Origin of the sequence: Halomonas sp. TP35 (assembly GCF_052375975.1) — a bacterium.
Classification (GTDB): Bacteria; Pseudomonadota; Gammaproteobacteria; order Pseudomonadales; family Halomonadaceae; genus Vreelandella; species Vreelandella citrativorans.
The window spans coordinates 33,148-45,620 of record NZ_JBQSUZ010000012.1 but is presented as its reverse complement, the minus strand read 5'-3'; the positions used below and the strand labels follow the sequence as shown (position 1 = coordinate 45,620).

11 protein-coding genes are annotated in these 12,473 nt (G+C 53.3%); 6 read left to right on the top strand and 5 right to left on the bottom strand.

Features of this window, described 5'->3' with window-relative positions; genetic code table 11:
* Positions 1-115 precede the first annotated feature (115 nt).
* The gene (locus ACT3RU_RS13575; RefSeq protein ID WP_192526628.1) at positions 116-715 is read left to right on the top strand and encodes a nitroreductase family protein; all 600 of its coding nucleotides are present in this window, start codon (positions 116-118) and stop codon (positions 713-715) included.
* Positions 716-885: 170 nt separating this feature from the next.
* Here the strand turns inward: ACT3RU_RS13575 and ACT3RU_RS13570 are convergent, their stop codons facing one another.
* A complete protein-coding gene (locus ACT3RU_RS13570; protein WP_192526627.1) occupies positions 886-2,643 on the bottom strand; it encodes a mechanosensitive ion channel family protein in 1,758 nt (585 codons plus the stop codon).
* 406 nt (positions 2,644-3,049) lie between these two features.
* On the opposite strand from ACT3RU_RS13570, the gene ACT3RU_RS13565 reads away from it, so the two are divergent.
* The 4 genes from ACT3RU_RS13565 to ACT3RU_RS13550 all read left to right on the top strand — a co-directional run bounded on the left by ACT3RU_RS13565 (position 3,050) and on the right by ACT3RU_RS13550 (position 7,103).
* Entirely contained in the window at positions 3,050-3,799 is a 750-nt protein-coding gene (locus ACT3RU_RS13565) for a hypothetical protein (RefSeq protein WP_192526626.1), read from the top strand.
* A gap of 116 nt (positions 3,800-3,915) precedes the next feature.
* A complete protein-coding gene (locus tag ACT3RU_RS13560) occupies positions 3,916-4,134 on the top strand; it encodes a DUF1656 domain-containing protein (protein WP_192526625.1) in 219 nt (72 codons plus the stop codon).
* Between the two features lie 11 nt (positions 4,135-4,145).
* Positions 4,146-5,018 (top strand): efflux RND transporter periplasmic adaptor subunit, encoded by an 873-nt coding sequence (locus tag ACT3RU_RS13555; protein ID WP_192526624.1) that lies wholly within the window; start codon positions 4,146-4,148, stop codon positions 5,016-5,018.
* A gap of 3 nt (positions 5,019-5,021) precedes the next feature.
* The gene (locus ACT3RU_RS13550; protein ID WP_192526623.1) at positions 5,022-7,103 is read left to right on the top strand and encodes an FUSC family protein; all 2,082 of its coding nucleotides are present in this window, start codon (positions 5,022-5,024) and stop codon (positions 7,101-7,103) included.
* Positions 7,104-7,125: 22 nt separating this feature from the next.
* On the opposite strand, the gene ACT3RU_RS13545 is transcribed toward ACT3RU_RS13550, so the two are convergent.
* Complete coding sequence (locus ACT3RU_RS13545; protein ID WP_192526622.1) at positions 7,126-7,704, bottom strand: NAD(P)H-dependent oxidoreductase; 579 nt, start codon at positions 7,702-7,704, stop codon at positions 7,126-7,128.
* A gap of 182 nt (positions 7,705-7,886) precedes the next feature.
* Between ACT3RU_RS13545 and ACT3RU_RS13540 the strand changes: the two genes are divergently transcribed.
* The gene (locus ACT3RU_RS13540; RefSeq protein WP_192526621.1) at positions 7,887-8,789 is read left to right on the top strand and encodes a LysR substrate-binding domain-containing protein; all 903 of its coding nucleotides are present in this window, start codon (positions 7,887-7,889) and stop codon (positions 8,787-8,789) included.
* 72 nt (positions 8,790-8,861) lie between these two features.
* On the opposite strand, the gene ACT3RU_RS13535 is transcribed toward ACT3RU_RS13540, so the two are convergent.
* The 3 genes from ACT3RU_RS13535 to ACT3RU_RS13525 form a co-directional block, all read right to left on the bottom strand.
* Positions 8,862-9,614, bottom strand: coding sequence for a potassium channel family protein (locus tag ACT3RU_RS13535; protein ID WP_087108132.1), 753 nt, complete (start codon positions 9,612-9,614; stop codon positions 8,862-8,864).
* Between the two features lie 282 nt (positions 9,615-9,896).
* Positions 9,897-11,402 (bottom strand): glycerol kinase GlpK, encoded by a 1,506-nt coding sequence (gene glpK, locus ACT3RU_RS13530; protein ID WP_483392754.1) that lies wholly within the window; start codon positions 11,400-11,402, stop codon positions 9,897-9,899.
* A 64-nt stretch (positions 11,403-11,466) separates the two neighbouring features.
* The gene (locus ACT3RU_RS13525) at positions 11,467-12,189 is read right to left on the bottom strand and encodes an MIP/aquaporin family protein (protein ID WP_192526620.1); all 723 of its coding nucleotides are present in this window, start codon (positions 12,187-12,189) and stop codon (positions 11,467-11,469) included.
* Positions 12,190-12,473 lie beyond the last annotated feature (284 nt).

Sequence of the window (12,473 nt, the reverse complement as noted above, 5' to 3'; positions counted from 1 at the left end):
CGAGCCGATAATTTTTACTTATAGCATCCAGAACAAATGTGTATTAAGTTAAGCTAATAGTCCTATGGAATTACTGCTTCGTAAAGGCTCCTACCCACTAAAAGAGGAATGCTTTATGTCCAACCCAGCCATCAATATTTACAAGCAACGTCGTAGTCAATACGCTATTGGTAAAAACATTTCCATCGGTCAAACCGACGCCACTTCCCTGATCAAGGAAGCGGTGAAACAGGCCCCCACTGCCTTCAATTCCCAAAGCTCGCGCGCAGTCATTCTGTTCAACGAGCAGAACGACAAGTTCTGGCAACTGGTGCTGGATACGCTGCGTGCCATCGTGCCTGCTGAATCCTTTGCGCCGACCGAGCAAAAGATCAATAGCTTTTCCGCTGGCGCGGGTACCGTACTGTTTTTTGAAGATCAGGACGTTGTCAAAGGATTGCAGGAGAAGTTTCCACTTTACGCCGACAACTTCCCTGCCTGGTCAGAACACGCCACGGGCATCGCCCAGTTTGCCGTTTGGACCGCCCTTGCCGAGGCCGATATCGGTGCCAGCTTGCAGCACTATAATCCGATTATCGACGACGCCGTATTTGAAACCTGGGACCTGCCAGCTTCCTGGAAACTGCGTGCGCAAATGCCCTTCGGCTCTCATGAGGCGCCGTTAGGCGAGAAGACATTTATGGATGACGAAGAACGTTTCCGCATCTTCGCTTAAGTAGCGACACCTTAACGTCTCACTGCATAGAAATATGCTAACGCCCGCCCGCTGGTTTACCCAAAACCGCGGGTGGTGGCGTTTTAAAAGCGGGCTTTTTCCGGCAACAAAGACGGTCGGAAAAGGCCCATTTCCTGGAGATCCATATCTAGTGCCCCATTTTCACAAGGTTACTCTTCCTTACGCGGCTCAGAGTCTGTGGCCGGCTTTTCACTGCTTGTCCCCATAATTGTTTTGTGGGGCTTGGTGCCTTCCGCGCGAGCGATGTCCTGATGGCTAATAACCATAACGTCTCTTGGCCACCAATCGGGATGATCTTCACGTATAAAGGTCAGCAGCTTTTCCCGGATATTCATTTCAGCGGTCCAGCCCGACATGGGATCAGAAGCCACAAAGTAGCAGGTAATCACCAGCGTTGTCGCCGTTTGCCCGGTCGCGTAACACAGGAGTTTATGGTGCTCAATGACGCTATCTTCTTCTTGGGCATACTCTAGAAACGTTTTGCGCAATAACGCAATATCGGTGCTTAGATGCAGAATCAGCTCCATACTACGGTACATTTTCGCACTCTTGACCGACAGATTCTGGAAAGGCTTGGAAACGAAGTAGGTCACTGGAACAATAATCCGCCGTTCATCCCATACCCGCAGCCGGATGAAGGTATAGAAAATACCTTCCACATAGCACCACTCGTCCTCAAATATCACCAGATCGCCGATACGAATAGGCTTGGCAAGCGAGAGCTGCAGCGACGAAAGAATATTGCCCAGCACGGTCTGCCCGGCGATACCGACCAAGACCGCCAACACACTGGCCGAGGCCAACAATGAAAGGCCCAGCGTCTCAAAGAGCTGGATCTGGCTTAGCACGTAGATGGTCACTGCCGACACCATCACCAGTATAACGGCCCGGCGTACCGCATAGAGCGTGGTGAGAAGCCTACGTTCATCCTTTGGTTTGGTGTCGTCGATTTCCCCCACTAGCCGTCGGGCCATGCGCAGCATGATTGTGTCCACCAAACGCAGGGCAATCGTGCCGACTCCCCACGCCATAACAGTAATCAGCAGAACACGGAATGTGGTCATTGCCACTGCAGAGAAAGAGACGACATACTCAAGCAGCATCTGCGTGACAAGCGACATGACAATGAGCGACATCGGCCCCTTGATACGCGCGGCAAAAATACTGGGCGCGCCAGAAGGTAGCCATCGGGCCATCAGTCCCACAAAGGTGTAGATGCTCCAGCCCAGCAGCACAATTAATACAAGAAAGACGGGAACGGCAATCCACTCCCATACCATTAGAAAGCCGAACGTGGTTTTAAATCGGTCGGGTATATACTCCTCAACCATGGAGGGGCCATACTCATCATAAAGTAAAGGAATCGAGGCAACGCTTCCCGGCATGATTAGCCAGATGGGGTCTTCGTCTTCTACTCGGTATCGCCCCAGGCGAATGTCGTAAGCTTCACCATCGGCTTGTAGTGAGGCCAACTCAATATCCCGTCGCGGATCACCAGCGAGCGGGTTTTCGCCCGTGGTGTCTTCGATAACAGCATCCTGGCGGCCTGAAAGGTTCGACGCACTCAGCCACTCGCCGCGCCGAAATACCTCAGCTAACTGCATGGCCAGCACATGTCCACGCTCCTGCTGCTCTTCTGGCGACAGTTCGGCAAGATTCAGTACGTGGGCGGCACCCTGATAGTCCTCCTCCTCAGTCAGCTCAAGAAAACTCCGAATCGCTTCCCTCGGCGACATACGGTTAATCTCGTCGGGCGCTTCACCCAGCCCTACATTCAGTTCATCCGTGGTAAACCACTGTGTAGCTTCTTCGCCTTCTTCGCCCTGAGTTTGCGCGGCACAGAGGTTAGAAAACGCGAATACAATTACCAGTACCATCCATGTAGGCCACGAGCTGTGTGCTTTCATAAGCCCCATATTCACTTGGGAGTCAAAAGATCTGCACTAACATCCAGCGTTACTGGACTATCCATGTCAGTGAAGGTGAAAAAATAAATTACAGCCTACCTTTAGGTATGACGCAAGGCGAAGTCCTAAACAGCAATATATCAATACTGCCACCGCCTCACGCATAAAGAGTCGGTCTGTTATGCCTATTCGTAAGGCCTTGCAACAAAGCTGCATAGCGTCGCTTAGGTTGGGTAAAAAAACAGTGTGACTAGGGTCATATTAGCGACTTGCAAAGCATCTAACCTCACTATAGCTTACTCTAACGAGGCCGATAAAACGTCTCCCCAAAACGGCGTTGGGATAAGCAGCGTGTTAATCAAAAAAAGAGCGGAAACCGAATAAAACACAGCAGGGGAACCTTTAGATGCGTCGATTACGGTCATTTTCAGCCATTATAGGTATCATCGCAGCAGGCCTTGCCTTGCCCATCAACGCTGATGACATTAATGAGGAAGCTTGGCGGTTTCAGCTTACCCCCTATGTCTGGATGGCCGGATTGGCAGGCGATGTGCGCCCGCTTGAAAATGCCCCTACAGTTAGTACTTCACGCTCTTTCAGCAGCATTTTGGATGACTTGGATGGCGCCTTCTTCATGACCGGCACCGCACGCCAGGATCGCTTAGTACTTTTTGGCGATATTTCATGGGCCTCCCTTAGCCAGGCAAGCACGCTGCCCTTCGGCATTGTCGCGAATAGTAAGCTACGTCAGCGCTTTATAACGGCCGCTGCGGGTTATCAAGTGATGACGACCCCGACACAGCAGCTTGATCTACTGGCAGGTGCACGTGCTTGGCAAATTGATACCGACATCAACATTCCTGCGCTGGGCATTGATGTCGCCAAAACCAAACAGTGGGTAGATCCTATTGTGGCGGCACGCCTGCGATCACTCTGGGCGCCCAACTGGTCCACACTGCTTCATGCGGATATTGGCGGCCTGGATATGTCGAAAAAAAACACCTGGCAAGTTGTCGCTACACTCAACTACCAGTTCAGCGATACGCTTTACCTTTCAGGCGGCTATCGCCATTTATCGGTTAAACGCGATGAAACAGACTCACTCATTGATATCGAAATGGGCGGACCTATCGCCGGCATTACGTGGCGCTTTTAGTTAACGCGAGGGCACGATGCTTATGAGGTTACTGGATAGAAAAACCATCTTATCTCCTCATTGACTGCTCATCCTGGTCGTTTGATGGACGCTATCGGCCGTCATGAAGGAGTATTATGGGTCTTCAGGAAATTGCATTCGGCGGCATTTATCTCAGCCCGCTGCTGGCCTATGCCCTGCTTGGCTTTGTTGCCACGCTGGTCATCCGCACACTGCTGCACTGGGTGCTGGGAAACCATACGCTGTGGTACGCGGCATGGTTCGATTTATCGCTATTTGTCATCCTGACGGCTGGCATCACCTACGTGTTTACCATTTTGCTTGAAAGCCCTTAAGAGAGTTTCTGATGCGCAACTCGCTCCGTATTCTACTTACTCTGGTTATTGTAGCGATTGCCATTGAGGCCGGTATTTGGCTATGGCACTACTACCTTTATACGCCCTGGACCCGTGATGCCCGCGTTCATGCGCAGGTGGTCACCATCACCCCCGATGTTTCCGGATGGGTGACAACACTTAATGTGATGGACACCGATCACGTCGACCAGGGCGAGCTTCTGTTTACGATTGATGATGCGCGTTACCAAGCAGCGGTCGATAGAGCACAGGCAACGGTTGCACATCGTGACGCGACGTTAGAGCTTAACCGTGCCGAAGAAAGTCGCCGCAACCAGCTACGTAATAGCCAAGCGATTAGCGCCGAAGACCAACAGGTCGCCCAGATCAACTCACGAATTGCCGCCGCCGATTTACAGCAGGCCCAAGCCGACTTGGCAAGCGCTGAGCTTGATTTAGAACGCACTCAAATAACCGCACCGGTAAGCGGCCACGTACTAAACATGCAGTTTTCAGCCGGTAACTACGTTAACCGCGGCAGCTCGGTGATGGCCATCATCAACGATAACTCTTACTACGTGGTGGGCTACTTTGAAGAGACCAAAATGGCGTCGATCAGCGTGGGTGACCCTGTCGATGTGATATTGATGAATGGTGATATTCATCTCAATGGCCATGTTGCCGGTATTGGTCGCGGCATTGCCGACAGTAACACCAACCTGAATCAGCAACTGCTGCCGCAGGTACAACCCACGTTTAACTGGGTGCGGCTGGCGCAGCGTATTCCGGTACGTATAACGCTGGATGAGGTTCCCGATGAAATGCTACTCAGCGTAGGCATGACAGCCACCGTACGTGTTCATCCCGCCCAACAGGCTGACTAAACCATGTCGCCGTTCATTCAAACCTACTTGATGCCTGACGCCACGGCGGTCAAGTTTGCCATCAAGACCACCCTGGCGATGATGCTCGCACTTTACATCGCGCTTTTTTTCGATCTGGAGCGCCCCTACTGGGCATTGATGTCAGCGGCGTTTCTTCAGATCCGCCCGATGAGCGGCATGGTGATCGAGAAAGGCATCTGCCAGCTGGGTGGTACGTTTATCGGTGCCGTTGCGGGCATCGTCATCATGGCCCTGTTTGCCCAGGCACGGGTCCCGGCGCTCCTTTTTTTAACTATTTGGATCATGCTGTGCACCTACGTGGGATCACTTTGGCGTAACAACTACACCTACGGCTGCCTGATGGCGGCGGTTACCGCCATGCTGATTGTGGTGATTTCCAGCAACAGTACGCCCGCTGGCATTTTTGATATTGCCGTAGCGCGCCTTTCCGAGCTGGGGCTGGGTGCCATTTGCGCCATGCTGGTCAGCTCGCTGTTATGGCCCTCGCATGTAGGTACTCACTTGGCAACCCAAGCCGACACGGTGATTAACCAGGCGTTCGAGCATGCCGCTCTGCGCCTTGAGGCCAGCGATGATATCGCGGCCATGCAAACTGCACTGCGCGGTAGCCTGGGGCCACTCACCCTGCTGGAAACTGATAGTCAAGCCGCACGCTTTGAAGGCCCGGAAGGCGCTGGCCGGGTTCGCGCCACCCATGTGCTTACACGGCGTACGCTGCGCTTTTTCGCTAACGTGCAGGCGCTTCATCAGCTTATGCACGACCATGCTGATCGGCTTGATCCGCAAAGCCTCACACTTGCCTGTCAGGTCGCGAAGGGGTTGCGTGAGGCGGAGCACGTAAAAGGCGTTCCCCAGGCTAGAAAAGAGCTCCAGGCGTTACGCCACCTGGTTCATGAAAGCAATGAAAGTAGCGCATTAGCGCCGCTTGATCGCCGCTTACGCCTAGGGCTACGCGAATCGATTGGCCATGCGATGATCATGCTCGACGCTCGCGAAGCGATAGCCTCCCCCACCCGCCACACGCTTCGCTCATCACCGCTGGCTTGGCACCGCGACCATCTGACCGCCGGCATTAACGCCTTACGCGCAGGGCTGGTATTCGCGCTGCTTGCTTTGTTTTGGATCGTAACAGCATGGCAAAGTGCGATGATCGCCATGATGCTGGGCACACTGTTCTCGGCCTTTTTTGCGAGCCGCGATAACCCAGTCATGATCACCATGATGTTCTACAAAGGCATGCTGGCCGCTATCCCCAGCGCCTTTTTATTCGGCCACGTACTGCTTTCCCAAGCACACGGCTTTCCCATGCTGGCGATGATTTTCGGTGCCCCGCTGTTTTTAGGGCTACTGGGCGCGACCAACCCAGCCATCATGGGTTACTGCCTCTCCTTCACCATTTTCAATATCATGCTCACCATGCCCGGTAACGGCATGGACTTCTCATTTGACAGTTTTGCCAACCGAACAGTGGCCGTCGTCATTGGGCTGACGTGTGTCATGATGGGCTTTCGTTTACTGCCAGGTTTGGGCACAAGGCTAAGACGGCGGCGTTTGATCAAGGCGATATCCCAGGATATTCATGGGCTGCGGCGGCGCTCCATTCGCGATGCCGAAACCCGGTTCAGTGGCCACATGGCCGACCGCCTTCTGCAGCTGGCCCAGCACGACGACATGCTTCCCGAAGAGCAGCGCCACCTGTTTATACTCGGCCTGACCGGGCTTGACCTGGGTACGGCCACGCTGCGTCTGCGCGACCGGCTTGATGATGCTCCGCATCCGCTAATTCGTGAAGCACACCAAAACCTGCTGCATGCGCTGGCCAACGGTTTTGAAGAGAGCGCAAATGGACGAGAGCCGCAGGGCATTCACGCCGCAGGTCAACAGCTGGAAGAGGCCATTAAACGTTACGGTGATGTACCCGCTGATCGCCGTGTACTTCTGGAAGGTTTGATTGAGCGACTGGAGCTATCCCTTGAGCGCTTGGCACACATTATGGCAGAACGCCCTCAGCGCCCATCGAAACCGCCGACCAAGCACTTTACTCAAGAAGTACAAGATCGCTAATCCCGTAATAGCATCAATTCACTTAGCCGAACAGGCGCGTCAGGTGCTGAGCATAAGCGGCCATATCACGTGCAACGTCTGGCGCCTTGATCACATCGTTGGCGATAAACGTAGGCAGCGCTTCCAGGCCAACAAATTCCTGAGACTTATGGAACGGGAAGTAAACGCCATCGACACCGCGCCCTTCAAAGAAGTTACCTGCCTCATCAAAGGCGGCCAGCGGCGCATTCCAGGTGAGCGACAGCATATAACGACGCCCTTGTAACAAGCCGCCACTGCCGTACTGCCTGGTGGGGTCTTGGCGCGAGCGGCCGTCGCTGGCATACAGCGAGCCATGCCCGGCGGTGAAGACTTCATCAATGTAGCGTTTAACGCTCCAGGGCGCACCCATCCACCAACCTGGCATCTGATAGACGATGGTGTCCGCCCAAAGGAATCTTCCCACCTCGGCCTCGACTTCGTAACCCTGTTCAATTACCGTCTCGCGAACTTCATGGCCCAGCTCGGCGAGCGTACGCCATGCGACATCATGCAGGGTATTATTGAGCTCACCGCCAGAATGTGCGAACGGCTTGCCGCCATTGATTAACAGAATCTTCATCGTTAAAAACCTCTTACCCAATAGATAGCTTTGCCTGCCGATGGGTGATAGTCCTATCAGCATGGCTTGAATGCCGCCTATTATGGGATGCTTAAAAACATGGAAAAACCCGCCCACTGGCAAGAGACTTTTGATATAAAATCAACAACCGTGTTTAACCTGAACAGGCAAGAACAACGCTCATGAAAACCACGCTTGAAGAGCAGCAAGCATTTATTACCGTGGTGGACAGCGGTTCGATCACCGGCGCCGCCGAACGGCTGGGCATTACGGTATCGGGCGTCAGCCGAGCGCTTAACCGCCTGGAACGCAAGCTTGGCGCCACCCTGCTACGACGAACCACCCGCCGCCTGGAGCTAACTGAAGAGGGAGGAACGTTTTTACAGCACTGCCGCCGTATTCTAACTGCGGTAGAAGCCGCGGAAGAGTCCGTTCAGCATCACCACGGCCAACCTCAAGGGCGGCTACGGGTGAACGCCGCGCCCAGCTTTATGCAGTTTGTCATTGTGCCGGTACTTGGTGAGTTTCGTGCCCGCTACCCCGGCATTACGCTACAGCTGGATACCCACGACCGTTTTGTTGACCTGCTGGAACAGCGTGTGGACCTCGCCATTCGTATCGGAGAGTTGGACGACTCTTCGTTACATGCCCGGCGCTTGGGCCATAGCCCGCTTCGCCTCTTGGCAAGCGCTGCTTACCTTGAGCGCGCGGGCACTCCTCAAAGTATTGAAGAGCTTGAGCACCATAGTTTGCTCGGTTTCAGCCAGCTTGAACACCTTAACCACTGGCCACTGCGCCGTGCCGATGGTGAGTGCTTACATATTACGCCCGCCCTCTCCGCCTCCAGCGGCAGCACGCTGATTGAGCTAGCGCTTAAAGGGGAAGGGATCGTCTGCCTTGCCGACTTCATGACCATCAAGCCCCGCAAGGCAGGTGCATTGGTCGATGTACTGCCCAATCATACCGAACTTCAAATGCAGGCCATCAATGCCGTCTACTACCGCCAAGCCACACTATCCCAACGCGCCCGGCTGTTTATGGACTTTCTGGCCGAACGCCTGCCGGAGGAGTATCTGCAGAGTTAAAGCGGTAAATAGTGAATCAAGCATTCTGGAATAAAATATCCATTATTCTGAACCTGACGCTCTACACTCTCTTTACGAATTACGTTTATTTTGAAACGCATCGCTAAACGCAGCGGCCAAAATGCCGGTGGGCATAGCAATAAGGCCGATACCGGCCACGGCAGTTAGGCCTGCGAACACTTTTCCCAGCGCTGTGACGGGTGTGACATCGCCATAACCTACCGTGGTGAGCGTTGCGATGCTCCACCACAAGGCGCGCGGCACACTGCCAAAGGCTTCAGGCTGGGCAGCAGCTTCCACCACATACAGGCAGCAGGATGAAAAAAGCAGCAATAAACCGGCGACGCCCGCACTAAGTAGCAGCTCGTGGGAACGGGATTTTAGTGCATCGGCTAAAGAGGCCCAGGCCTGGCTGAACCGCCCGAGCCGTGCCAAGCGCAACATACGTGCCAGCCGTAATAAACGCAGTAAAAAGGCATTGTTATAAACGATAAAGCCCATGAAATAGGGCAAAATCGCCATCAGATCTATCAGTGCCCAAAACGAGAAAATATAACGCAGCCGGCCGCCCAAGCCTCGATAACGAGGATCCTCACCAATGGCATACAAACGCAGCAGATACTCCACCATAAACAACCCGACAAAGATGGCTTCTAGAGCAGGAAAAAGCCCAGGAGCCATCAGGCGAAGCGTCGGTTCTGTCTCCAATATGGCAGTCATCGAGGCAAGTAGAATCAACAGGCAGATAAACTGATTGAGCCTTGAAAGCCCCTTTTCATGCCGAGCTTCAGGCGCCAGCTGTTGATAAAGCGTGGCTTTATTCATGCCTTCGCCTCAACGGTCGCGGGGTGAAGCAAGCCAATCGAGGTCTTGCCATAGTGGCATGAATATTCAGACGGTTATTCTCCTGGTCGCCTCAAGCGTAGTACGTCTAATAGCTAGACCACTTTTAATTAACTAAACCCAAGTAAACCCGAAGGAATAAGAGATTGTAAAGAAAAAGGCATGGCTCCTTGCGGGTCATTATTAATGCGACGCGGGCGCCTATAACGCGAAGCCCCGGCCTGGGCCGGGGCGTGACAAACACCTGCGCTTACAGCGTTACGCTTAGGACTCTACGTGGAATGCCATGGTAGCGTTGACGGCCTTTTTCCAGCCGGCATAAAGTTCGTCGCGCTTTTCATCTTTCATCTGCGGCTCAAAGCGACGCTCCAGCGCCCACTGTGCAACGATTTCATCCCGCGACTTCCAGAAGCCAACGGCGAGGCCAGCAAGATACGCCGCGCCAAGCGCAGTGGTTTCATTCACCTCACAACGCAGTACGTCGACCCCCAGTATGTCGGCTTGGAACTGAGCGAGAAAATCATTGGAGATCGCCCCACCGTCGGTGCGAAGCTCGGTTAACGCAATGTCGGCATCCGCCTGCATGGCTTTAAGAACATCGGCACTTTGGTAGGCAAGTGATTCGACCGCCGCACGCACAAAGTGCTCTTTTTGAGTGCCCCGAGAGAGCCCAAACATGGCGCCGCGTACGTTAGAGTTCCAGTAAGGTGCCCCCAGCCCGGTAAAGGCAGGCACCATATAAACGCCGTCATTATCCTTAGCGCGCGTGGCGTACGCTTCGGAATCAGACGCTTTGCCCAGCATTCTCAGGCCATCACGCAACCACTGGATCACCGAGCCCGCCACAAATACGCTACCTTCAAGGGCGTATTCCAGCGTGCCATCCACTTCCCACGCAACAGTAGTAAGCAGGCCATTTTTAGACGGCGTGGCTTGGGTGCCCGTGTTCATTAACGTAAAGCAGCCTGTGCCATAGGTGTTTTTCGCCATACCCGGCTCGAAACAGGCTTGGCCGAACAGCGCGGCGTTCTGGTCGCCAGCGATACCGGCAATCGGCACTTCCTGCCCCATCAGGAATTTAGGCAGCACGTTGCCGTAAACTTCACTGCTGGACTTAACTTCGGGCAGCAGTGACTCAGGTACGCCAAACAGTGCCAGCAGCTCCGGGTCCCACTTCCGGTCACGAATATTAAACAGCATCGTGCGCGATGCGTTGCTGACATCTGTCGCATGCACAGCACCGCCAGTCAGGTTCCACACCAGCCAGGAATCGATGGTGCCGAACAGCAAATCGCCCTTTTCCGCTTTTTCCTTAACGCCCGCTACGTTGTCGAAAATCCACTTCAATTTGGTGGCGGAGAAGTAAGCATCAATGACCAGCCCGGTTTTATCGCGAATCATATCGGCATGGCCCGCTTCGCGCAGCTCATCGCAGATTTCGGCGGAATGACGCGACTGCCAGACAATGGCGTTATGTACGGCCTGCCCGGTATTTTTATCCCATACCACGGTGGTTTCACGCTGGTTGGTAATACCGATAGAGGCAACTTCGGAGACATCAACGCCGCTGTTGTTAATCACCTCGGTCAAGGTGGTCAGCACGCTGGTCATGATTTCGCGAGGGCAGTGCTCGACCCAACCCGGGCGCGTAAAAATCTGCTCAAACTCATGCTGGGCTACGCTGACAACCCGGCCTTCATGGTCAAACAGCATCGCCCGCGTGCTGGTGGTGCCTTGGTCAATAGCGAGAACGTAGTTTTTCTGGCTCATGAAATGCCTCTCAAGCGTTAACGTTAAATGATTGTTTTAAAAGGGATCAAATCAGCAGGCTGACTTAATAAACATAAGCGGCAAGCCCGGCAAGGACACTGCCGATAAGGGGTCCTAAAATAGGGACCCAAGCGTAAGACCAGTTGTTCGTCCCCTTGTGCTTAATGGGAAGTAATGCGTGGGCAATGCGCGGCCCCAAGTCCCGAGCGGGGTTGATCGCATAGCCTGTAGGCCCACCCAGCGAAGCACCAATGGATACTACCAGCAATGCCACCGCCAACGGGCCAAGCCCAGAAGGTGTATGACCAAACATGATAATGACGAACACCAGCACAAAGGTACCGATGATCTCAGTGACCAGATTCCACCCGTAAGAAGGAATCGCCGGGCCTGTAGAGAACGTCGCCAGTATGCTTGACGCGTCTTCGGTCGCGTCGTAATGCTTTTTATAGGCCAGATAGCAAACGGTGGCACCCAACCAGGCACCGATGAGCTCAGCCGCAAAGTAGGCCGCAGTGGTCACAGCGTTAATAGGGATGCCGGGGGCGTATTCCGTCGCCGGGCCGACGAGCAATCCAAGCGTAACGGCGGGATTGATATGTGCCCCAGTCTCATAGGCAACATAAACCGCGCAAAAGACCGCTAGTCCCCAACCAAAGAAGATAACGATGCCATCGCTGCCATTCCCGTTGGTTTTGTTCAGCAGCACGTTAGCGACTACGCCACACCCCAAGAGCGTCAATATGGCTGTACCCACTATTTCGTATAGAAAAATTGTTTCAAGCATCGTACCCAGCTATTCCATGTGAATGGTTCGCTCTGTTTAGAGCGATCGAATGTTCTTTTTAGAAAATATCGCTTTCCTTTTTTCATCCTATAGGGGGTATTGAAAAAAACAATATAAAAAAACAACTCTCTTCCTAATATTCAACTATTCTTTTGATTAATATAATTTTTTTAAGTAAGTAGACATTAGTTTAACCCCCCTTTCCTTATAATAATTAATCATTCCCTGTTCACAAAAAACATTCTCACATCAACTAACGAACATATTTTTTTCGATAGTTACCG

Coding starts and splice junctions, on each gene's coding strand:
- ACT3RU_RS13550 (WP_192526623.1), top strand. CDS start 5,022: ATGTCGCCGTTCATTCAAACCTACTTGATGCCTGACGCCACGGCGGTC.
- ACT3RU_RS13560 (WP_192526625.1), top strand. CDS start 3,916: ATGGGTCTTCAGGAAATTGCATTCGGCGGCATTTATCTCAGCCCGCTG.
- ACT3RU_RS13555 (WP_192526624.1), top strand. CDS start 4,146: ATGCGCAACTCGCTCCGTATTCTACTTACTCTGGTTATTGTAGCGATT.
- glpK (WP_483392754.1), bottom strand. CDS start 11,402: ATGAGCCAGAAAAACTACGTTCTCGCTATTGACCAAGGCACCACCAGC.
- ACT3RU_RS13565 (WP_192526626.1), top strand. CDS start 3,050: ATGCGTCGATTACGGTCATTTTCAGCCATTATAGGTATCATCGCAGCA.
- ACT3RU_RS13575 (WP_192526628.1), top strand. CDS start 116: ATGTCCAACCCAGCCATCAATATTTACAAGCAACGTCGTAGTCAATAC.
- ACT3RU_RS13535 (WP_087108132.1), bottom strand. CDS start 9,614: ATGAATAAAGCCACGCTTTATCAACAGCTGGCGCCTGAAGCTCGGCAT.
- ACT3RU_RS13545 (WP_192526622.1), bottom strand. CDS start 7,704: ATGAAGATTCTGTTAATCAATGGCGGCAAGCCGTTCGCACATTCTGGC.
- ACT3RU_RS13570 (WP_192526627.1), bottom strand. CDS start 2,643: ATGAAAGCACACAGCTCGTGGCCTACATGGATGGTACTGGTAATTGTA.
- ACT3RU_RS13540 (WP_192526621.1), top strand. CDS start 7,887: ATGAAAACCACGCTTGAAGAGCAGCAAGCATTTATTACCGTGGTGGAC.
- ACT3RU_RS13525 (WP_192526620.1), bottom strand. CDS start 12,189: ATGCTTGAAACAATTTTTCTATACGAAATAGTGGGTACAGCCATATTG.